17 protein-coding genes and 1 tRNA gene are annotated in these 18,800 nt (G+C 70.3%); 11 read left to right on the forward strand and 7 right to left on the reverse strand.

The features are described 5' to 3' along the window. The first annotated feature begins 86 nt into the window (after positions 1-86). Positions 87-1,661, forward strand: coding sequence for a histidine ammonia-lyase (gene hutH, locus Aph01nite_RS23355; protein WP_204043101.1), 1,575 nt, complete (start codon positions 87-89; stop codon positions 1,659-1,661). Between the two features lie 120 nt (positions 1,662-1,781). On the opposite strand, the gene Aph01nite_RS23360 is transcribed toward hutH, so the two are convergent. Then, a complete protein-coding gene (locus Aph01nite_RS23360) occupies positions 1,782-2,600 on the reverse strand; it encodes an NAD(P)-dependent oxidoreductase (protein WP_204043102.1) in 819 nt (272 codons plus the stop codon). A gap of 57 nt (positions 2,601-2,657) precedes the next feature. On the opposite strand from Aph01nite_RS23360, the gene Aph01nite_RS23365 reads away from it, so the two are divergent. Genes Aph01nite_RS23365 through Aph01nite_RS23375 form a run of 3 tightly spaced genes read left to right on the forward strand, consistent with a single transcriptional unit; the run spans position 2,658 to position 5,104 of the window. Then, positions 2,658-3,653, forward strand: a complete 996-nt coding sequence (locus Aph01nite_RS23365) for a chorismate-binding protein (RefSeq protein WP_204043103.1) — start codon at positions 2,658-2,660, stop codon at positions 3,651-3,653. Continuing rightward, on the forward strand, positions 3,654-4,484 hold the full coding sequence (locus tag Aph01nite_RS23370; RefSeq protein WP_204043104.1) for an aminotransferase class IV: 831 nt from the start codon (positions 3,654-3,656) through the stop codon (positions 4,482-4,484). It begins immediately after the preceding gene. After that, on the forward strand, positions 4,481-5,104 hold the full coding sequence (locus tag Aph01nite_RS23375; protein WP_204043105.1) for a DUF305 domain-containing protein: 624 nt from the start codon (positions 4,481-4,483) through the stop codon (positions 5,102-5,104). The genes Aph01nite_RS23370 and Aph01nite_RS23375 overlap by 4 nt, the downstream gene beginning before the upstream one ends. Here the strand turns inward: Aph01nite_RS23375 and Aph01nite_RS23380 are convergent. Continuing rightward, positions 5,101-6,504 carry an LVIVD repeat-containing protein gene (locus tag Aph01nite_RS23380; RefSeq protein WP_204043106.1) on the reverse strand — a complete coding sequence of 468 codons (1,404 nt, stop codon included), beginning with the start codon at positions 6,502-6,504 and terminating at the stop codon, positions 5,101-5,103. The genes Aph01nite_RS23375 and Aph01nite_RS23380 overlap by 4 nt on opposite strands. A 73-nt stretch (positions 6,505-6,577) precedes the next feature. Continuing rightward, positions 6,578-6,994, reverse strand: coding sequence for an SsgA family sporulation/cell division regulator (locus Aph01nite_RS23385; protein ID WP_061295511.1), 417 nt, complete (start codon positions 6,992-6,994; stop codon positions 6,578-6,580). A 510-nt stretch (positions 6,995-7,504) separates the two neighbouring features. Here Aph01nite_RS23385 and Aph01nite_RS23390 point away from each other — a divergent pair. Together Aph01nite_RS23390 and Aph01nite_RS23395 are read left to right on the forward strand one after the other, a co-directional pair. Then, positions 7,505-7,576: transfer RNA gene (locus tag Aph01nite_RS23390), tRNA-Val, on the forward strand. 181 nt (positions 7,577-7,757) lie between these two features. After that, positions 7,758-8,294, forward strand: coding sequence for a CAP domain-containing protein (locus Aph01nite_RS23395; protein ID WP_204043107.1), 537 nt, complete (start codon positions 7,758-7,760; stop codon positions 8,292-8,294). A gap of 7 nt (positions 8,295-8,301) precedes the next feature. Here the strand turns inward: Aph01nite_RS23395 and Aph01nite_RS23400 are convergent, their stop codons facing one another. Further along, positions 8,302-8,784 carry an anthrone oxygenase family protein gene (locus tag Aph01nite_RS23400; protein ID WP_204043108.1) on the reverse strand — a complete coding sequence of 161 codons (483 nt, stop codon included), beginning with the start codon at positions 8,782-8,784 and terminating at the stop codon, positions 8,302-8,304. A 73-nt stretch (positions 8,785-8,857) separates the two neighbouring features. On the opposite strand from Aph01nite_RS23400, the gene Aph01nite_RS23405 reads away from it, so the two are divergent. Further along, on the forward strand, positions 8,858-9,517 hold the full coding sequence (locus Aph01nite_RS23405) for a TetR/AcrR family transcriptional regulator (protein WP_204043109.1): 660 nt from the start codon (positions 8,858-8,860) through the stop codon (positions 9,515-9,517). Here the strand turns inward: Aph01nite_RS23405 and Aph01nite_RS23410 are convergent. Next, positions 9,514-10,989, reverse strand: coding sequence for a phytoene desaturase family protein (locus tag Aph01nite_RS23410; RefSeq protein WP_204043110.1), 1,476 nt, complete (start codon positions 10,987-10,989; stop codon positions 9,514-9,516). The two genes, Aph01nite_RS23405 and Aph01nite_RS23410, sit on opposite strands and share 4 nt — an antisense overlap. Before the next feature lie 130 nt (positions 10,990-11,119). On the opposite strand from Aph01nite_RS23410, the gene Aph01nite_RS23415 reads away from it, so the two are divergent. The 4 genes from Aph01nite_RS23415 (at position 11,120) to Aph01nite_RS23430 (ending at position 16,775) form a co-directional block, all read left to right on the forward strand. Further along, on the forward strand, positions 11,120-13,078 hold the full coding sequence (locus tag Aph01nite_RS23415; RefSeq protein ID WP_204043111.1) for an alpha/beta fold hydrolase: 1,959 nt from the start codon (positions 11,120-11,122) through the stop codon (positions 13,076-13,078). Positions 13,079-13,146: 68 nt separating this feature from the next. Continuing rightward, positions 13,147-14,646, forward strand: a complete 1,500-nt coding sequence (locus Aph01nite_RS23420; RefSeq protein ID WP_239161907.1) for an MFS transporter — start codon at positions 13,147-13,149, stop codon at positions 14,644-14,646. After that, a complete protein-coding gene (locus tag Aph01nite_RS23425) occupies positions 14,643-15,308 on the forward strand; it encodes a SanA/YdcF family protein (protein ID WP_204043112.1) in 666 nt (221 codons plus the stop codon). The genes Aph01nite_RS23420 and Aph01nite_RS23425 overlap by 4 nt, the downstream gene beginning before the upstream one ends. Positions 15,309-15,410: 102 nt before the next feature. Next, positions 15,411-16,775, forward strand: a complete 1,365-nt coding sequence (locus Aph01nite_RS23430) for an FAD-binding oxidoreductase (protein WP_204043113.1) — start codon at positions 15,411-15,413, stop codon at positions 16,773-16,775. A 276-nt stretch (positions 16,776-17,051) separates the two neighbouring features. Here Aph01nite_RS23430 and Aph01nite_RS23435 read toward each other — a convergent pair whose 3' ends face one another. Beyond that, positions 17,052-17,240, reverse strand: a complete 189-nt coding sequence (locus tag Aph01nite_RS23435) for a DUF5999 family protein (protein ID WP_204043114.1) — start codon at positions 17,238-17,240, stop codon at positions 17,052-17,054. Between the two features lie 806 nt (positions 17,241-18,046). Next, complete coding sequence (locus Aph01nite_RS23440; RefSeq protein WP_204043115.1) at positions 18,047-18,766, reverse strand: cellulose binding domain-containing protein; 720 nt, start codon at positions 18,764-18,766, stop codon at positions 18,047-18,049. Positions 18,767-18,800: the final 34 nt, after the last annotated feature.

Below are 18,800 nucleotides of genomic sequence, written 5' to 3' on the forward strand. Positions count from 1 at the left end.
ATCCGCCGGGCGCCGCCCGGCTCACGGAGAGAACACTAGCGAATCCTGGCTGACTCCCCAAATCAATTGTCGTGTAAGGAGCTACCATGCTTGACGATAGTTACCTCCGGAGGGTGAGTGTGGACGGGTTCGTTGAGGTTGGTCCTGAGGCTTTGGCGTTCGCGGACGTCGTACGGGTGGCACGGCACGGGGCCGGAGTACGGCTGAGCGAGGTGGCCGTGGCGGAGATGCTGGCCTCGCGGGGCAGGGTCGAGGAACTGGCCGAGGGGGCCACGCCCGCGTACGGGGTTTCGACCGGGTTCGGCGCGCTGGCGACCCGGCACATCGATCCGGGCTCGCGGGCGCAGCTGCAGCGGAGCCTGGTGCGCTCCCATGCGGCCGGCTCGGGGCCCGAGGTCGAGGACGAGGTCACCCGCGCGCTCATGCTGCTGCGGCTCAGGACGCTCGCGTCGGGGCACACCGGAATCCGGCCGAAGACGGCACGGGTGCTGGAGAACCTTCTCAACGCGCACATCACCCCGGTCGTGCACGAATACGGCAGCCTGGGCTGTTCCGGCGATCTCGCCCCGCTCTCGCACGTGGCGTTGACGCTCATGGGCGAGGGAGTCGTCCGGGACGCGGACGGCGTGCTCATGGATGCGTCCGAGGCGCTGAAGCAGGCCGGGATCGAGCCGGTCGAGCTGGCGGCCAAGGAAGGGCTCGCGCTGATCAACGGGACCGACGGCATGCTGGGCATGCTGGTGCTCGCCATCACGGACCTGACCCGGCTGCTGAAGGTGGCGGACATCAGCGCGGCGATGAGCGTGGAGGGACTGCTCGGCACGGACCGGGTGTTCGCGGAGGATCTGCAGGCGCTCCGCCCGCATCCGGGGCAGGCCGCCAGCGCCGGCAACCTCCGGCGGCTGCTGGCCGGGTCGGGGATCATGGAGTCGCATCGGGACGGCACGTGCACGCGGGTGCAGGACGCGTACTCGCTGCGGTGCGCGCCGCAGGTCGCGGGAGCGGCGCGGGACACGGTCGCGCACGCCGCGGCCGTCGCGGAGCGGGAGTTGGCCAGCGCGATCGACAATCCGGTCGTGCTCGCGGACGGCCGGGTGGAGTCCAACGGGAACTTCCACGGCGCGCCCGTCGGATATGTCCTGGACTTCCTGGCCATCGCGGTCGCGGATGTGGCGTCGATGTCCGAAAGGCGTACCGACCGGATGCTGGACGTGGCGCGTAATCACGGGCTGCCGGCGTTCCTGGCGGACGATCCCGGGGTGGACTCGGGGCACATGATCGCGCAGTACACGCAGGCGGCGATCGTCTCCGAGCTCAAGCGGCTGGCCGTCCCGGCGAGTGTGGACTCCATCCCGAGCTCCGCCATGCAGGAAGACCACGTGTCGATGGGCTGGTCGGCCGGGCGCAAGCTGCGGCGCGCGATCGACGGGCTCACCCGGGTGCTCGCCGTCGAGGTGCTGACGGCCGCGCGGGCGATCGAGCTGCGCGCGCCGCACCGGCCCGCGGCAGGCACGGGCGCGGCCGTCGCGCTGCTGCGCGAGTCCGTCGGCGGGCCGGGCCCCGACCGCTTCCTCGCCCCCGAGATCGAATCCGTGGTACGGCTCGTCGCCGACGGATCCCTCGTCACCTCCACGGAAGCGGCGACCGGCCCGCTTTCCTGACACGTCACGACGGTCGGCCGTCGCCCGCTGCCTCGGGTTCGAACGAGGTCGCGGGCGGCGGCGATCGTGCCGTTCCCGCTGCCTCAAGTTCCCAGCGACCAGGCCCGCTTTCCTGATATTTCAGGTTTCGAGCAAGGCCAGGGCGATGGCTGTCAGGTCCTTGTCGCCGTAGCCCGAGTCCGCGGCCTCCGCAAGGCGGTCGCGGGCCGCGGCGACCATCGTCTGGGACGAACCGGACCCTTCCGTCGCGAGCGTCAGGTCCTTCGCGGCCAGTCGCACGGAGAAACGCGTCTCGGGCGGCCCGTTCTCGATCGTCGGCCGGAGGCGCTCCAGGACGGCCGCCACGGGGGTCGTGCCGAGAATCGACAGGAAGGCGTTCCGGTCGACGTTCAGGGATGTCGCGTACGCGAGGTTCTCCGCGAGCAGGACCTGGGCCGACAGGATGGCGGACATCACCGCCACTTTCATGGCGGCCCCGGCCCCACGCGGACCCACCTCGCGTACCGTCCCGAACACGGACAGGACGTCGCGGCACCGGGCGAGATCCTGCTCGGCGCCGCCGGCCATGACGATCAGGTTGCCCGTGGTCGCCGGATCCACGCTGCCCAGCACGGGCGCGTCCACGAACGCCACCTCGTCCGGCAGCAGCTGCCGCAGCCGCTCGATCGCGGCCGGTCCGATCGTGGACATCTCCACCACCAGACTCCCGGCCGGGAGCGCCGGCAGCGCCGCGGTCAGCACCGACTCCACCGCCCCGGGATCGGCGAGCATGGTGATGATCAGGTCCGCGCCGGCCACCGCCTCCGCGGGCGTCCCCGCCACGTGCGCGCCCGGAAAGTCCTTGTGGGTACGGTTCCACACCGTCACCTCATGCCCGGCAGCGACCAGCCGCCGGGCCATCGGATCACCCATCCGCCCAAGTCCGAGAAATGCGATCATATTTCGACGCTAGCCCACGCCTGCGGCTGCCCGGCACCGGGCTGGGACAATGAGGGGATGTACGACGCCTTCGCCCATATCGGCGGCCGGTTGGCCACCGGCCTCCGGGATGTGACCACCGATCTCGCGGCGCTCGACTCCGCCGGATGGTGGGCGGTCGTCGTGAGCTTCGAAGGCAAGGTCACCTGCGCCCGTTTCGACCATGTACGATCCGCTCCGCTCCCGCCGCCGCTCCGTCCCTGGCGGGGCCCTGCGGCGGATTCGTGGCGTTCCTCCCTCGACCGGGAGGAGTACGAGAGCGCCGTCCAGGAGATCCGCGACGAGATCGAGCGCGGCGAGGTCTACCAGGCCAACCTCTGCCGCGTGCTGTCCGCACCCCTGGAGGGCCGTCAGAACGCGCTCGCGCTGGCGGCGCTGCTGGCCGAGGGCAACCCCGCGCCGTACCAGGCGGTGATCAGTGTGCCCGGTATGGCCGTGATCTCCGCCTCGCCCGAGCTCTATCTCAGTAAAAATCGCGACATCGTTGAGTCACGGCCGATCAAAGGGACCGGGGCCACGGCGTACCACCTGCTGGAAAAGGACTACGCCGAGAATGTGATGATCGTTGACTTGGTCCGCAACGACCTGGGCCGGGTGGCGGAGGTCGGATCCGTCACGGTTCCCGCCCTCTGCGATGTCGAGGAACATCCCGGTCTCGTGCACCTGGTCTCGACCGTGCGGGCGCGTACCACCGCGAGCTGGCCGGAGCTGTTCGCGGCGACGTTCCCGCCCGGTTCCGTCACCGGAGCCCCCAAATCCTCGGCCATGCGCATCATCAATCGGCTCGAACCAGCCCCGCGCGGGCCGTACTGTGGGGCGGTGGGCTGGGTGGACGCCGATCGGCGCGAGGCCGCGCTGGCGGTCGGCATCCGCACCTTCTGGATCTCCGGCGAAGAGATCCACTTCGGCACCGGAGCGGGCATAACCTGGGGCTCCGATCCCCGGCTGGAGTGGCGGGAGACCGAACTGAAGGCCGAACGGCTCATCGGTCTGGCGTCTATGGAGGTTAGGTAAATGAGTGTCCCCATCTGGGTCAACGGCGACCTGCTGGCTCCGGAGCAGGCGGTCGTCTCCGTCTTCGACCACGGGCTGATGGTCGGCGACGGCGTCTTCGAGACGATCAAGTGCATGGACGGCGAGTCCTTCGCGCTCACCCGCCACCTCGACCGGCTGGCGCTCTCCGCCAAGCGGGTCGATCTCCCCGAACCCGACCTGGCCGCCATCGCCGACGGCGTACGCGCCTGCCTCGACGCCGCGCCGAAATGGGCGCTCGGCCGCATTCGCGTCACGTACACCAGCGGGCCGGGACCGCTCGGCTCCGACCGGGGCGGCGAGGGCACCAACACGATCATCATCGTCGGCGAGCAGAAGCCGTTCCCCGCGGCCGCCGAGGTCGTCGTCGTGCCCTGGCCGCGCAACGAGCGCGGCGCCCTGTCCGGCGTCAAGTCCACCTCGTACGGCGACAACGCCAAGGCCCTCGCGTACGCCAAGGAGCGCGGCGGCGGCGAGGCGATCTTCGAGAACCTGGCCGGGAACCTGTGCGAGGGCACCGGCAGCAACGTCTTCCTGGTGACCGGCGGACGCCTGATCACGCCCACTCTCGCGGCCGGCTGCCTGGCCGGCGTGACCCGGGCGCTCACCCTCGAATGGTGTGGCGGCGCCGAGGAGGACGTGCCGCTCTCGGCCCTCTACGACGCCGAGGAGGCCTTCCTCACCTCCACCACCCGTGACATCCAGCCCATCGGCTGGGTGGACGGCAAGCCGCTGCCGCAGGCGCCCGGCCCGGTGACGCAGGAGGCCATGCGGATCTTCGCCGCGCGCTCGGCGGACGACCTCGATCCGTGAGACCGGCGTTAGCCCTCGCCCTCGCCGCCTTGTCAGCCGCCGTGCTCACCGCCGCCTGCTCGGCGACGACCCGGGAGACGCCGCTGGTCGCCGGTTCCGGCGCGCCGGTGGTGATTCCGGACGGGCCCGGCGGCGAGGGCCGTACCGCGACGCCGGGGGAGCGGATCGGGACGGCGGAGTCCCGCCCGACCGGCGCGGACGTGCGCTTCGCGGAGCTGATGATCCCGCATCACCGGCAGGCGCTGGAGATGGCGGGGCTGGTCGCGGGCCGTACCGGTGACCGCGGGATCGCGGCCCTGGCCCGCCGCGTCGAGGCGGCCCAGCGGCCCGAGGTCACGGTCCTGACGTCCTGGCTGGCCGCCCTCGGCCGCGTCCCCTCCCACGACCATCCGGACGGGTACGGCATGGCCACCCTGACCGAGATGAACCGCCTCAGGACGGCCAGGAACGCCGATTTCGACCGCCTCTTCCTCACCCTGATGATCAGGCACCACGAGGGCGCGCTGACCATGGCGGCCGAGGAGCTCCGCGACGGCGAGGACCGGCTGATGCGCACCCTGGCCACGGACATCGCCCGTGGCCAGCGCGTCGAGATCGGCAGAATGCGCGGAATGCTCTAGTACGACCGCTGGCTCTGCGCGTTCAGGATCGTCATCTTCACGGCTTTGGCGGGATCGGTCAGCGGATCGGTGATCTCCAGCACGTCCAGGCCCTTGGTGATGTCGCTGGAGTAGATGTACCCGTTGTAGTAGTACGCCGACCATGACCCGCCGAGCTGCTGCCCGGCCGGCAGCGGCCCCCGCTCGAAGAATCCGATCTCGCGGGGCTGGTCGGAGTCGGTGAAGTCCCAGACCGAGACCCCGCCCTGGTACCAGCCCTGGACCATGATGTCCTTGCCCGGCACCGGGATCAGCGAGCCGTTGTGCGCCACGCAGTTCTCCGCCGGCGACTGCTCCCGCGAAATCTTGAAATATCCGCGTTTTTCGAGTTTGGGGGCGGGGGTGAGGTCGTAGATGGCGTTGGCGCCCTGGTTCTCCTTCACGCTGTCCTCGCAGGTCGGCGCGATCCCGCCGCCCAGCTCGTCGCCGAAGACGACCTTGGTGCCCTCGTTGTTGAACGTGGCCGAGTGCCAGATCGCGAAGTTCTCGTCCTGGACGACCTGGATCGTCTTCGGCCGCAGCGGATCGGTGATGTCCAGCAGGAAGCCGTCCCCGAAGCAGGCCGCCGCCGCCAGCTTCCGCTCCTGATAGACGGTGATGTCATGACAGCCCGCCGGGTTGAACTCGGAGTCCTCGCCCCCGCTCGGCCGGTCTTCGAAGACGTCCGGCTTCGCCACCACCCGGGCGGCTCCGGGGTTCTCCACCGGAACTTCGACGATCGTCAGGTTCTGGTGCGGCGGGGGGCATTTCTCCGGGTCCGGTACGGAGGCGGGCGACGACACGTACACGTAGACCGTGGTGTCACCGGGGACGAGGGCGTGCGTGTGCGACCCGCACTCGGTCCGTACGGAGGTGACGTACTTGGGCTTGGCCGCGTCCGAGATGTCGAAGATGCGGATGCCCTCCCAGGTGCCCGGCGCGGTCGGATCCGCGGGCTTGCCCTGGCACGTGTCGTCGCTGCGGGGTGAGTCCACCGAAAGGAAGAGCAGCTTCCCGATCACCGAAATGTCGTTCTGCCCGCCGAAGCAGACGGTCCGCGACACCACCGCGGGTTTGGTGGGGTCCGCGATGTCGACCACCATGAAACCGTCATAGTTGCCGACATATGCGTATGTGTCCTGGAACGCGAGATCTGTCCCCCAGGACTCGGGGCCGTCGAAAGGGGCTTCCAGCGGCACATTCGCGACCAGCTTCATGTTGTCGCTGGTCCTGATCTCATCGACCCCGGGCGCGCCGTTCGCCTCAGGGGGGATCGTGGGGGCCGTGGCGGCCGGGGCGACGGGCGGCTTCTCCGCCGCGGGTGTCGCGCACGCCGCCAGCAGTAAGAGTCCCGCGAGCAGCGATACCAATCCACGACCCATGTCGTTTGCCCCCTATCTCCAGATAGGACGCTATGTCAGGAAAGTAGGGGTCGTGTCGGGAATAGGTAACGGTTCAGGAGCTCCACAGCATGTTGGTCAGCTCCTCGTCCAGGTCCATGAAGTCGACCTCCCGGCCCGCCGGCACCAACTCGTACGTCCGGTGCAGGAACTCGGTCAGGGGCGCCAGCGGCACCTCGAACAGGGCCTGCCCGAAAGGCGAGGTCAGGCTGATGTGCAGGGTCCGTTCCCCGTCCGACCGCGCCGGCCAGACCTGGACGTCCCCATCACCCACCCGCCGCACGATTCCGACGGTCAGCAACTCACGGGCGAAGATCCACTCGACCGGTTCGTCGTTCCCCACGTGAAAGGCCATGCGAATGGCGTACGGATCCTCGGCCGTGTAGCTGAGTCCGGCGAGCAGGGGGACGGTAGTACGGTCAGGGACCACAAGCCGAAGGCCCAGCTCGGCAGAGACGGTGGTGCTGTTCATCGTCAGCCAAACCTTTTCGTCGTCGGGTCCCCTCATCGGGGCTTTCACTGCTCATACGGACTACGTCCCGAGCTATGACGCGGAACGGAGGCACCTGTAGGAGAGATTCCGCTCTCAGGCGCTTCTGTAACACGGATCACAGCTAGACATTTATGCAACTACCTGCGCAAACGTCACCAACAGGCCCATGTTTACAAGGGTTTTGCGTGTCGTCGGGAGGGGTGTATCGGTCTCAGGTGGTGCTTATTGGTCGAGTGTGGGGCATCACGATGCTATGACAACACACCGCCGCGCCGCCGCACTCCCGAGAACCTTTCGGTGACGATGCGCCCCAACTAGTGGTGCGCTGCCCCCCGCACCACCAGAACTGCCCAGATTCCGCCACTCCGCGCACACTCCGCACCCGCTCGCTCACTCAAAGCACCCATCGCCCGCTCGTCCTTCAACCTTCGCGCACTACCCTCGAAGTACGGTATGGTTTTCCACGTCGGGCCAACGCCCGGCAGTCCCGGGCGATTAGCTCAGCGGGAGAGCGCTTCGTTCACACCGAAGAGGTCACTGGTTCGATCCCAGTATCGCCCACCGGGAGAATTCCCAGGTGAAGCCCCGCCGAGCGTGTCCTCGGCCGGGGCTTCTCTGCTTTCCGGCACAGGCCCACGTTCCCCGCATCCGGGATTTTCCGGCTCCCCCGCGAGAGTGATCGGCATCCTTGATAACGCTGTGTAGTCACACTAGACACAGAGTCATGACAGGAATCCGCTTCGTGAGAAGCATCGCCGCCGCCCTCCTCGCCGTCAGCCTCACGCCGTGCCACGCGGCCATCGCCCACACCTCGGTGGAGCCGCCCGCGGGCCTCAAGGAACAGGCGCTCCGCGAGGCGAACACCGCCAGGGCCAGATACGGTGCCCGTCCTCTGACCTGGAACGCGCAGCTCTATCCGGGCACCCGCCAGCGGGCGGCGGGCTGCCGGTTCCAGCCGTCCCCGATCACCGCCGGCTACGGCGAGAACCTGTACGCGACCACCGACCTCACCGGCACCGCCGCCGCGGTCACGAGCGCCTTCGCGTCATGGATGAGCGAAGCGCCCCACTATGACCACACCCACCCGGGCTTCACCCCGGAGACCGGCAATTTCTCCCAGGTGGTCTGGAAGGGCACCACCCAGCTCGCGCTGTCGGTCGCCCGCTGCCCCGCCGGCACGGTCTTCCCGTCCGCCGGCTACTTCGTGGTCGCCCGATTCACCCCGCCCGGCAACTTTCTGAGCCGCTTCGCGCAGAACGTCGGCCGCCCTGTGGCGTGAGCCCTGCTCATCGACCCGGCCGCGCGGCCGTGAGGATCTGCACCGCCAGGAGCACGAGGAAGGCCGCCGTCGCCATCGCGGTCCTGGCGAGGTGCAGGTTCCACCATTGCGTCCGCGCGTCCGCCCAGCCGTCCGGCAGCTGGTCGGGGTTCCAGGAGTCCGCGAGCCGGTTGAGCGGATCCAGCTTGGCCAGGGTGAGCACGATCGTGGCCACGACCAGCGCTGACGCGAGAACGCTCAGCCAGAGGAGCGGTCCCCCGCGCGAATAGGACATGACGCATGTCACCAGGAGCAGGGCCAGGCAGGTGAGCAGGAGCACCGGCATGGCCCGCCCGTAGTCGGCGTTGAGCGCCTGCCAGTACCGCACGTACGCGGCCCCGGGCAACGACCGCAGCGACGGGGCCAGCACGGTGAAGACGAGCCCTCCGGCGAAGAGCCCGAGCAGCGCCGTCGCCCCTATCCGCACGACGTCGAAGACCAGCGGACGCATCCCGCACCTCCATAATCGACTGGAAGCAGACATTTTCATTTGAATCCATTAAAGTCAATATGCGGTGATTGTCATGGAGCCAAGACCCAAACGCCGGTACGTCAGCGGCGTGCGTCAGGAGAACGCGCGGGCGACCCGCGAGCGGATCGCCGAAGCGGCCAGGACCCTCATGCTGGAGCGCGGTTACGCCGCCACGACCATGGCCGACGTGGCGCGGGCCGCGGGCGTCGTGGTGCAGACCCTCTACACGTCCTGCCCCGGCGGCAAGCCGGGCCTGGCGAAACTCGTCTGGGACGTGACCCTGGCCGGGGACGCGGAGCCGGTACCCCAGGCCGACCGCCCCCAGGTGCGGGCGATCACCGCGGAGCCCGACCCCGCCAGGAAACTGGCCGCCTTCGCGGTGATGGCCGTGGAGATCTACGAGCGCGTCGGCCCGGTCCACCGCGTGCTCCGCGCCGCCGCCGCGACCGACGCCGGCCTGGCGGACCTGCTGACCGAGACCGAACGCCAGCGGCTGGCAGGCAGCCACGGCCCCGCCGCCCACCTCGCGGACATCGGCGCGCTGCGTGCGGGCCTGACGGTGGAGCGGGCCGCCGCCCACATCTACACACTGACGTCACTGGAACTGTTCGAGCGGCTGATCGGGATCTGCGGCTGGACGGAGGCCGACTGCCGGGACTGGCTGGCCGGTGCGCTCCGCGACACCCTCCTGGATCGCGGAACGGCGGTCTAGGCGGCGCCGAGGACGGCCATGGCGGCGTTGTGGCCGGGGATGCCGCTCACGCCGCCGCCACGGCGCGCGCTCGCGCCGCAGCGCAGGATGCGCGGATGCTCGGTCTCCACCCCCCACGGCCCGTCGCCGCCCTCCGCGTACGGCCAGGCGAGGTCGCCGTGGAAGATGTGCCCGCCGGGAAGCGCGACCTCGCGTTCCAGGTCGAGGGGAGTCCTGGCCTCCAGGCAGGGCTCCCCGGACGGAGCCGTGAGCAGGCAGTCCTGGATGGGCTCGGCCAGCACGCTGTTGATCGAGGCGAGCGTGCGCGCCACGGCCAGGTCCCTGGCGGCCGGGTCGGCGAACAGCCGGGCGGGCATGCACAGCCCGAACAGCGTCAGGGTCTGGGCGCCGCTCGCCCGCAGGGACGGCCCGAAGATCGAGTCGTCGGTGAGGGAGTGGCAGTAGATCTCGGACGGCGGCAGCTCCGGCACCAGCCCCCGGGAGGCCTGGTCGAAGGCCGCGGCGAGCTGACCGGCGCTCTCGTTGACCCGGAAGGTCCCGGTGAACGCCGTACGGGGGTCGACGTGCGGGTCCTTGAGCCGGGGCAGGCGCGACAGGACCATGTTGACTTTGAGCTGGGAGCCCTCCTGGCGGCGGTCGGGCGGCATGTTGACCAGGACGTGGCCGCCGGTGACCACGTGTTCCCCGGCGTCGTCGGTGAAGGTGACCTCGCCGTTGGGGTCGATGTGGAGGACCTCGCAGCCGGTCCTGATCTCGGCGCCCGCCGCCAGCGCGGACGCGGCGATCGCGCTGGACACGGCGCCCATGCCGCCGACGGGCACCCGCCACTCGCCCGTCCCGTTGCCGATCACGTGGTAGAGGAAGCAGCGGTTGGCCAGGAGGTCGCGGGCGGGGTCGGCGAAGGTGCCGGTGAGCGCGTCGGTGAGCACGACGCCGCGGATCAGGTCGCTGCGGAAACGTTCGGCGACCGTCTGCCCGATGGGCCGTTCGAACAGGTCGTGCCAGGCCTGGTCGTCGTCCAGGGCCTCGCGCAGCGCCGTACGGTCCGGGAGGGGTTGGAGCAGGGTGGGCGCGACCCGCTCGGCGACGCGGGCGAGTAAGGCGTGGAAGTCGTGCCAGGCGGCCAGGTCGGGGGAGCCGAGCCGGGCGAACGAGGCGGCGGTCCGCTCCGGCTCCTCGTTGTCGATCAGCAGGCCGGTGTCGCCGACGGGCGTGTAGGAGGCCACGCGCCGCCGCCGGAGTTCCAGGGAGAGCCCCAGCTCCTTGACGATCTTCGTGGGGAGCAGGCTGACGAGGTAGGAGTAGCGCGAGAGCCGGGCGTCCACGCCGGGGAACGCCCGCGTGGAGACGGCGAGTCCGCCGAGGTGGTCCAGCCGTTCCAGCAGCAGCACCCGGCGTCCCGCCCTGGCCAGGTACGCGGCGGCGACCAGACCGTTGTGCCCGCCACCCGCGATGACGACGTCGTACGACATACAGGTCCTCTCCCGCAAAGGACAATATCGCGTCCTCATGGGCACAATCCATGCTCATCCACCACAAACCTGACTGAGCGCTCAATCCGGATATTGACGGCGAAGGGCATCGGGGAGATCGTCCTGAGGTATGTCGCCCTTGCGTGCGGTCGCGGCCATCGCGGCCTTAGTCGTCGGCATCGGCAGTGCGACCCCGCCCGCCTCGGCGGGCGCCCGCGCGCCGATCACGGTGGGCTCGCTGACCCTCCAGCCCTGCGAGACCTCGGACCTGGCCTGGTGTGCCACGGTACGGGTGCCGTTCTCGTACGCCGATCCCGCCGCCGGGACCACCGGGATCTACTTCGAATGGTTCCCCGCGACGGAGAACGCCCAGGGCACCGTGCTCGCCGTCCAGGGCGGCCCCGGCTACTCCTCGACCGACTACCGGGACGACTACCTGGCCATGCTCGGCCCGCTGACCAGGACCAGGAACGTCCTCATCGCCGACCTGCGGGGCACCGGCCGCTCCGACCCGGTCCGCTGCCCGCGCCTCCAGAAGGTCACCCCGTCCGACGGCAACCAGGCCTACATCGACGCGGTCGGCGCCTGCGGGCGCAGCCTCAACCGGGCCCGGCAGCGCCCCGACGGCTCGTACGTGCGCGGCGCCGACCTCTACACCACGGCCAACTCCGCCCGCGACGTCGCCCGCCTGCTGGACCTGCTCGCCCCCGGCCGCGTCGACCTGTACGGAGACTCCTACGGCACCTACTTCGCCCAGGTCTTCGCCTCCCGCTACCCGGCCAGGCTCCGCTCGGTCACCCTGGACGCGGCCTACCCGGTCCTCGGCGCGGACCCGTTCTACCCGGACGCGATCGACACCGCCCGCACCGCCTTCGACGTGGCCTGCGCGCGGTCCACGGGCTGCGACGGCTGGGAGACGATCGAGCGCATGGTGGCGGCGGTCCGCGCCGCCCCGGTGTCCGGCGAGACCGAGGACCCGGACGGCACGCCCGTGCACGCCACCGTGGACGTGGACGCCATGGTGCAACTCGTGCTCGCCGCCGGACCCGACAGTGGCGTCTACCGCGAACTGGACCCCGCGATCCGGGCCTACCTGGACCGGGGCGACGAGCGGCCGATCCTCCGGCTGGCCGCCCGTACGATCTTCCCGGACGAGGACTCCGGCCCGGCCGCCGAATGGTCCGCCGGCCTGTACGCCGCCGTGACCTGCAACGACTACCCGCAGCCCTTCTCCTACACCGGCGACAGGCTCCAGCAGTACCGCGAGGCGGTCGACGCGCTCCCGGAGGGCATGTTCGCGCCCTTCACCGTCGCGGAGTGGACGAGCAGCGCCGCCGAGGAGTTCGACGCCTGCCTGAAGTGGCCGAAGCCCGCCGTGGACGACCCGCCGATCGTCTCCGGCGCCCCGCTCGTGCCCCCGTCCCTGCCCGTGCTCGTCCTGTCCGGCGAACTCGACTCCCTCACCACGCCCGCCGACGGGCGCGCGGTCGCCGGGCAGATGGGACCGCACGCGCAGTGGGTGCAGGTCGCCAACATGATCCACGTGGCCGCCATGGTGGACTACGTCGGCTGCGCCGAAGGCCTGGTGCGCACGTTCATCCGCCGGCCGGCGGAGCCGGTGGACGCGTCCTGCGCGGCCGCCATGCCGGAGGTGCGCCTGGTCGGTGGATTCCCCGCGAAGCGGGCGCAGGCCGTACCGGCCGTGGCGGGGGAGGGGAACGAGGCGGGGGCCGGTGCGCTGCGCCTGGCCGCGATCGGGGCGGCCGTCGTCGAGGACGCCATCTGGCAGTGGTACTACGTCTCCGTGGACCGCGGGGTCGGCCTGCGCGGCGGGACCTTCCGCATCGAAGGCGACGATCCGGTCTACGCGCTCACCTTCCGCGGCATTCGCTGGACGGAGGACGTCAAGGTCTCCGGCTCCGGCAAGTGGAACCGCGAGACCGGCCGCGTCACCGCGACCCTCGACGTCGTCGCCGACGGGGGGCAGAAGGCGGCCGTCACCGTCGCGTACGACGACTACGAGCCGGACGCGACGATCACGATCACGGGCACCTCCGGCGGGAAGGACATCGTTGCCACCGCGACCTGACCCGGACAAGAATTCACGGAATTCGCGCCCCGGCGTTATCGCACGCCGGTTCCGGACACGTTGGTGAGGTGAGCAGTCCGCCCGCCGGGCCGCACGAGACGCACGAGGCGTACGAGCCCGGACAGAATCCGCGCCGCTGGAAGGCCCTGGCCGTCTGCCTGGTGGCCGGTTTCATGTCCCTGCTTGACATCAGCATCGTCAACGTGGCGCTGCCGTCCATCCAGACCGGCCTGGGCGCCTCCGACAGCGCCCTGCAGTGGGTTCTGTCGGGGTACGCGCTCACGTTCGGCCTGGCGCTGGTGCCCGCCGGGCGGCTGGGAGACGCCAGGAGCAGGCGGACGGTGTTCATGACCGGCGTCGCCCTGTTCACGCTGACCAGCGCGGCGGCGGGGGCGGCGCAGCACGAATGGTGGCTGGTGGTCGCGCGGCTGGTGCAGGGCGTGGCCGGGGGCGTCATGATGCCGCAGGTCAGCGGATTCGTGCAGCAGCTGTTCACCGGAGCCGAGCGGGGACGCGCGTTCGGGCTGCTCGGGGCCGTGATCGCGCTGTCCACGGCGGTCGGGCCGCTGCTCGGCGGGGTGCTGATCCAGGCGTTCGGCCCCGAACAGGGATGGCGGTGGGTCTTCTACGTGAACCTGCCGATCGGCCTGGCGGCGCTGCCGCTGGCCCGCCGCCTGCTGCCGGCCCACCCGCCGATCGCGAAACCGGCGGCCGAGCTGCGGCGGCGCGGCTCCGACCCGGTCGGCACGCTGCTGCTCGGCTCTGCGGTGCTGCTCATCCTGCTGCCGTTCCTCCAGGAGCGGCTCTGGCCGGGCTGGCAGAAGTGGCTGCTGGAACCCGCGGGAGTGCTGCTGATCCTCGTGTTCGTGTGGTGGGAGCGGCGGGCCGCGCGGGGCATCGAACCCCTGGTCCACATGGACCTGTTCCGCCGCCGCTCGTACGCGCTGGGGACGCTGCTGTCGCTGCTGTACTTCGCCGGATTCACCGCGATCTTCTTCACGTACACGCTGTTCCTGCAGAACGGGCTGCGCTACTCGGCGCTGCTCGCGGGCGTGGCGTCCGTCCCGTTCGCGCTCGGCTCGGCGCTGTCGGCGGCCGTCGGCGGCCGGCTGGTGCTGCGGTTCGGCAGGGCCATGGTGGCGTGCGGGCTGCTCATGGTGACGGCCGGGCTGCTGGGCACGATGCTGGCCGTGCACCAGGTCCCCGGCGAGCAGGCGGGCTGGGCGGCGGCCGGGCCGCTGCTGCTGGCGGGGCTCGGCAGCGGGCTGGTGATCACGCCGAACCAGACGCTGACGCTCAGCCAGGTGCCGGTGATCCGGGCGGGCAGCGCGGGCGGCGTGCTCCAGACCGGGCAGCGGATCGGCGGCGCGGCCGGCATCGCGACCGTCGGAGCCGTGTTCTTCGCCCGTCTCGCGAGTTCCGGCGGTGACTGGGCGGCCTCCTTCCAGCTCGGCATGCTGATGTCGACGGCCTTCGTTCTCGTCGCCCTGCTGGTCGCCCTGTACGACCTGTTCGGTCCCGGATCAGCCAGATACGGCAGGGTGGGACGATCTACCATGCAGGCATGAAACGCTTGGCGTTCCAGGTCGTCGTGGCGCTCAGCGTGCTGGCGCTCGCGCCCATGACGTGGGCGTGGCTGGTGAGCTCGCCGTACCGGACGGACACCGGGGACGCGGGCTGGCCGGCGCGGGTGCCGGCCGCGCCGGTGGCGCTGGTGCTCGGCGCGGGCATCTGGGGCGAACAGCCCAGCACGATGCTCAGGACCAGGCTCGACATCGCCGGCACCCTGTACGCCCAGGGCAAGGTCAAGGCCCTCCTCGTCTCCGGCGACAACCACGTCAAGTCGTACGACGAGCCGACCGTGATGCGGGACTACCTGATCGCCAGGGGCGTACCCGCGCAGAAGATCGTGCTCGACTACGCGGGCTTCGACACCTGGGACTCCTGCGTCCGCGCCAAGAAGATCTTCGGCGCGCGTGCGGTCACCGTGGTCACCCAGAACTTCCACCTGCCCAGGGCGGTGGCCCTGTGCCGCACGGCCGGCCTGGAGGCGTACGGCGTGGGCGACGACTCCGCCCGTGTCCTCCCCGGACCCACCTACTTCTACGCGGCCCGCGAGTTCCTCGCCTCGGGGAAGGGCTTCCTCGACGCCGTCGTCCTCGACTCCGACCCGCGGTTCCTCGGCCGGTACGAGACCTCCCTCGACCAGGCCCTCGCCGCCGCCCCCTGAGCGACTTGGAAAGCGCCAGAAACGAGTCCAAGTCACCTCCAGGAAGCCTGCAAATCGCCCAGCGCACCCTGAAGCCACCACAACAGACTTCAGGGGAGAACCATGAACGACTTCAGCGCCCTCCGGTCCGAGCTGCGCAAGGTTGTCCGCGGCCAGGTCCACGTCGCCGGGGACGCCGGCTTCGACGCCGCCAGGTCGGCCTGGGATACGAGTGTCGAGCAGCGGGTCCGAGCCGTGGTGGAGGTGGCCGACGCCGCCGACGCGGCCGCGCTGGTGCGTTACGCCCGCGAGGCCGGGATCGGGGTGGCCACCCAGCCGCTCGGCCACGCGCCGTCGAGCTTCGACGACGCGATCCTGGTCCGCACCAAGCACCTATCCGATATCCAGATACTTCCGGACCAGCGGCTCGCGAAGGTGGGGTCCGGCGCGCTCTGGACCGACGTGCTCGCCCAGTCGGCCAAGCACGGCCTGACCGGCCTGGCCGGCAGCACCACCCACGTCAGCGCGACCGGCTTCACCCTCGGCGGCGGCGTCAGCTGGTTCGGCCGCAAGCACGGCTTCGCCGCCAACCACGTGCGCGCCTTCGAGGTCGTGGACGCGGACGGCGTGCAGCGGCGGGTTACCGCCGACTCCGACCCCGACCTGTTCTGGGCGCTGCGCGGCGGTGGCGGTGACTTCGCCCTGGTCACGAGCCTGGAGTTCGACCTGTTCCCGTCCCACGACCTGTACGGCGGGCGCATCCTCTGGCCGGCCGCCCGCGCCCGCGAGGTCATGGCCGCCTTCCGCGAGGTCACCGCGTCGGCTCCGGAGGAGCTGAGCACCTGGTTCTCGCTGATCCAGTTCCCGCCCTTCCCCGAGTTGCCCGAGCCCCTGCGCGGCCTGTCCGCGGTCGCGATCGACGTCACCTACCTGGGCGCCACCGAGGAGGCCGCCGGCCTGCTCGCCGCGTTCGACCGCGTCCCCGGCGCGATCATGGACACCCGCGGCCAGATCAGCGCCGCCCACCTGGGCGACATCTGCGCCGAACCCACCGAGCCCACGGCCGCCGTGATCCGCACCGAACTCCTCACCCACGTCGACGAGGAGATCTCCACCGCCCTGCTCACCGCCGCGGGCCCCGGCACGGTCGCCCCCATGGCGGTCGTCCAGGTACGGCACCTGGGCGGCGCCCTCAGCCGCGCGGCCGACAGCGACGGCGCCTGCGGTCACCTGCCCGAGCCGTACCTGCTGTTCATGGTCGGCATCCTGCCGTTCCCCGAGCTCGCCGGCCCGGTCGAGGAGCGCCGCCGTTCGATCGTCCGCGCGGTCGCCCCGGCCCTGAGCGGCCGCCGCCCCTTCACCTTCCTCGGCCACAGCGAATCCGCCGAATCCGCCTTCCCGCCCGCCACCCTCGACCGCCTCCGCGCCATCAAGACCGCCCGCGACCCCCAGAGCGTCTTCCGCAGCAACCACCCCGTACACGCCTGACCCGCCCGCAACGCGATGTGCCGGCCGCCCAGGGAGGGCGGCCGGCACATCGGTGTTCCAGAGGTGATCTGGCGGAAGCGGATCCGCGGTGGGTTCACTGGAGCGGGAACCCGGGGCGGTCTCCGGGACCGGGCGGTGGAGTTCGGCAACGCTGACGGGTAGCCGGTGCGGGCTACGCCGGTCGGCGGCGATCATCCACGCGCGTGTCGGGTCTGGTCGTTCGTACGGGCGCTGGTCTCGCGGCACGGTGATCGGGGATCGCCGGCGGGGCGAGGCTCAGGCGGCCACCAGGCCCCGGTGCGGGGTCATGACGGTGCTGTCGGGCATCAGCAGGCCGGTGTCGTCGAACAGGATGACGCCGTTGCAGAGCAGGCTCCAGCCCTGCTCGGGGTGGCTCACCGTGACGTGCGCGGAGGCGCGGTCGGATGCGTATGCGGACGGGCAGTGCGGCTGGTGGTTGCACATGGTCTTGGTCCTTCGGGTGTAGCGCTCCAGTTGATGGTTCAGTAGGGCAACGTGCGCCCCGATGGCGTGCGGAGGTCGGGACCGGCGAGCCGGGTCGGCCGCTTCGGCCGGGGCCGGACTCGGATCTGTCCCATCTCCATCACGTCCTTTTCGGTATCGTTGCGATCCGGACGTACTTCCTTGATTCTCCCAGTCCCCACCGACAATTTCGCCGTATTTTTGCGGGTTCCAGGGGTGTCGTCCGGCCTCGCATGCTCAGCATGCGCCGAGGCGCTGACAGTTCGCTTTCATCGCGCTTTCCATCCCCTTGCCGGGGGTGGCGGGTGTGGTCACCGCCCTCGCGCGGTGCAGCGCGGCGATCAAGCCTGCGGCTGCCTTGGCGTTGAGTTGTCTACATCTACCTGAACGGCATAGGGCTTGTCCGTAATCCCGCTTCGGACGGTCAGGCCCCGGTAATCCAGGTAAAGAATCGTGCGCTTTGACGCAAGGCCAGTCTATCTACTGGCAAGCCTTATAGAAGCCCTTTGACCTGGCATTCTATAAGATCTACCGAACTGGACGGTTGGCCGCGCCCCAGGTCTTCCCCGAGGTCGGGCGGTCATGGTCCGGCGCCGGCCGCCAAATCGCCGAAATAGCCGGGGAATCCGAACCCTTTTACCTTTCCGCCCGGCCCCGCGCGCCCCGGGAGGCAACGGTCGGCCGATTACCAAGCCGGGTAAAGCGGACGCGTCAAGCCATGGTCAACCGGGGCCTCCGAGGGGTCTCCGAGGGGCCTCCGCCCTAGGGGAGGGCGAAGGCCGGACGGCTCAGACGGTGCAGAGCACTCCGTTGACCCGGAATTGGGCGGGCACGGGGTTGGCGTTGGCGTGGGACCCGTAGAAGCCGATGTAGACGCTGGACGTCGGCTGGATCACCGCATTCCACGGCATGTTCCTGGCGGTCACGTTGACGCCGTTCTGCGTCCACATGGCCGAGAAACCACTGGTGATCTGCTGTCCGGTGGTGGGGAACGCGAACGTGAGCGTCCAGGAGTTCATCGGGATGCCACCGGTGTTGGTGATTTTGACCTGCGTGAAGAAGCCGGTGGAGTTGAAGGTGGTCGTCGTGTACTCGATGCGGCACGAGGGCGGCACCGGCATGCCCGGCCGGGCCACCACCGAGACCGGATCGGAGATCACGCTCAGGTTCCCGGCCGCGTCCTTGGCCTGCACCCGGTAGATGTACGTCTGGTACGTCACCAGCCCGGTCTCGCCGAACAGGGGGAACGAGGTGGCCGGGGCGGTGCCCACCTTGAGCAGGCCGCTCGGGGTCTGCCGGTAGACGTCGTACCCGGTGACGGCGACGTCGTCGGTGGACGGGTTCCAGCAGAAGGCCGCACCGGGGAAGTCGGCGATGCAGTTGTCGCGCAGGCCGGTCGGTTTGGACGGCGGGGAGGTGTCCACGTTCGCAGGCGCGGCGGCGGGGCTGAGCGCGATCATGAGCGCGGCGACGACCGCGCTGAGGAGCGCCCGCAGGACGATTCTCATTGCTTCCCTGCTTTCGATGCGAAAGGCGTTGCGG

Source organism: Acrocarpospora phusangensis, assembly GCF_016862995.1.
Lineage (GTDB): Bacteria > Actinomycetota > Actinomycetes > Streptosporangiales > Streptosporangiaceae > Acrocarpospora > Acrocarpospora phusangensis.

Coding starts and splice junctions, on each gene's coding strand:
- hutH (WP_204043101.1), top strand. CDS start 87: ATGCTTGACGATAGTTACCTCCGGAGGGTGAGTGTGGACGGGTTCGTT.
- Aph01nite_RS23360 (WP_204043102.1), bottom strand. CDS start 2,600: ATGATCGCATTTCTCGGACTTGGGCGGATGGGTGATCCGATGGCCCGG.
- Aph01nite_RS23365 (WP_204043103.1), top strand. CDS start 2,658: ATGTACGACGCCTTCGCCCATATCGGCGGCCGGTTGGCCACCGGCCTC.
- Aph01nite_RS23370 (WP_204043104.1), top strand. CDS start 3,654: ATGAGTGTCCCCATCTGGGTCAACGGCGACCTGCTGGCTCCGGAGCAG.
- Aph01nite_RS23380 (WP_204043106.1), bottom strand. CDS start 6,504: ATGGGTCGTGGATTGGTATCGCTGCTCGCGGGACTCTTACTGCTGGCG.
- Aph01nite_RS23385 (WP_061295511.1), bottom strand. CDS start 6,994: ATGAACAGCACCACCGTCTCTGCCGAGCTGGGCCTTCGGCTTGTGGTC.
- Aph01nite_RS23400 (WP_204043108.1), bottom strand. CDS start 8,784: ATGCGTCCGCTGGTCTTCGACGTCGTGCGGATAGGGGCGACGGCGCTG.
- Aph01nite_RS23405 (WP_204043109.1), top strand. CDS start 8,858: ATGGAGCCAAGACCCAAACGCCGGTACGTCAGCGGCGTGCGTCAGGAG.
- Aph01nite_RS23410 (WP_204043110.1), bottom strand. CDS start 10,989: ATGTCGTACGACGTCGTCATCGCGGGTGGCGGGCACAACGGTCTGGTC.
- Aph01nite_RS23415 (WP_204043111.1), top strand. CDS start 11,120: ATGTCGCCCTTGCGTGCGGTCGCGGCCATCGCGGCCTTAGTCGTCGGC.
- Aph01nite_RS23425 (WP_204043112.1), top strand. CDS start 14,643: ATGAAACGCTTGGCGTTCCAGGTCGTCGTGGCGCTCAGCGTGCTGGCG.
- Aph01nite_RS23430 (WP_204043113.1), top strand. CDS start 15,411: ATGAACGACTTCAGCGCCCTCCGGTCCGAGCTGCGCAAGGTTGTCCGC.
- Aph01nite_RS23435 (WP_204043114.1), bottom strand. CDS start 17,240: ATGTGCAACCACCAGCCGCACTGCCCGTCCGCATACGCATCCGACCGC.
- Aph01nite_RS23440 (WP_204043115.1), bottom strand. CDS start 18,766: ATGAGAATCGTCCTGCGGGCGCTCCTCAGCGCGGTCGTCGCCGCGCTC.